At 41.0% G+C, this 1,725-nt stretch carries 1 protein-coding gene; it reads left to right on the forward strand.

Going from position 1 to position 1,725, the window contains the following annotated elements:
* Positions 1-1,648: IS1182 family transposase (locus DXA97_RS19710; protein WP_347561716.1), on the forward strand; the 1,648-nt coding region annotated here is incomplete at its 5' end.
* Positions 1,649-1,725: the final 77 nt, after the last annotated feature.

Consider the following 1,725-nt stretch of genomic DNA (forward strand, 5'->3'; position numbering starts at 1 on the left):
GCGTTCGTGGTATAATCAGTTTATGCGACTAAACAAAATAATACAGAGGGATTATACCTCATTTTCGCTGTATTATCAAATCAAACTTCCGCTGGATTTAGAGATTTCTATTCCATCTGATGATCCAGTTCGTCTGGTAAGTGCCTTTGTGGAGGAAATGGACCTTTCTGAACTATATAAAACTTATGGCAGGATCAGAAAAAATCAGGCAACGCCGCGTCAGATGCTGAAACTCGTTATCTATGCAGCAATGAATCGAATCTACTCAAGTCGAGATATCCGAAAAGCATGTAAACGGGATATCAACTTTATGTATCTCCTTGAAGGAATGCCTGCTCCTGATCATGCAACGATTGCGCGTTTTATCTCCCTGCATTTTTCTGCCTGCGCAAAGGTTCTGCTTGCCCAAATGTCAGATCTGCTCTATCTTCTTGGTGAGATTTCGGGAAAGACCATTTTTATTGATGGCACCAAGATTGAATCGGCAGCCAATAAATATACATTTGTATGGAAACGGGCTATTACGAAAAATCAGGCCCGGTTATACACAAAACTAACTTCTTTTGTGGCTGAATGCGAAGAACTCTATGGAATCAGGACCGTATACCATGACCAGATATCCATCCACACATTAAAACGGTTAAAAAAGCAGTTGTGCCGCGTCAAAGTACAGGAGGGAATTGTGTTCGTGCATGGAATTGGACGTAGAAAAACACAGTTGCAGAAATCCCTGGAACAGCTGGATCAATATCTGGAGAAACTAAAGGAATATACGAAAAAACTGTATACGCTTGGAGATAGAAACAGTTATTCCAAAACAGACCCGGATGCGACCTTCATGAGAATGAAAGAAGATGCGATGCTGAATGGACAGTTAAAACCTGCTTATAACATCCAGCACGGAGTAGACTCTGAATACATCACATGGATTGATATTAGCCCGCGTCCAACCGATACATGCACCCTGATCCCTTTTTTGAAAGATATGGAGAGTCACTTAGGATTTAAATATTCAGAAATCGTTGCAGATGCCGGATATGAAAGTGAAGAAAACTATCTTTTCATTGAGGGAAACGGACAGACCGCCTATATAAAGCCGCAGAACTATGAGATTTCGAAAACCCGAAAATACAAAAAAGACATCAGCAGAAGAGAAAACATGGAGTATCACGCAGACAGAGACAGCTATATCTGTCGGAATGGAAGGGAACTGACTGTTACAAATGAACGCAGAAGTAAAACAGCCAGCGGATATGTCAGTGTAAAAACTTATTACAGAAGTCCAGACTGTACCGGCTGTCCTTATAAAACGGAATGTATCAAGGGAAACAACTGCAAAACACCTATGGAAAAACGTAATAAAGTGCTGATGGTCTCGAAGACGATGAGTCAAAAACGTGCAGAAGATCTGGAACGGATCACAAGTGAGTATGGAACGATGCTCCGTATGAATCGCAGTATTCAGGCCGAAGGTTCATTTGCTGATGTAAAGGAAGACATGAATTTTCGAAGATATCTGTACCGAGGAAAAGCAAATGCACTGGCAGAGAGCATCCTTTTGGCGATGGGACGAAATATCAATAAGCTTCATTGCAAGATTCAGACCGGAAGAACGGGGAGTCATCTTTTTTCATTAAAGACAGCATAGATTTTAATGGTTGAAAACAAAACAGTTTGAAATCAGGCATGCCGAAAGGGATGTCTGGGAATGAACTGTGTTTATAA

This window comes from Clostridium sp. OF09-36, from assembly GCF_003481985.1.
In the GTDB taxonomy this organism is placed as follows: domain Bacteria; phylum Bacillota; class Clostridia; order Lachnospirales; family Lachnospiraceae; genus Brotaphodocola.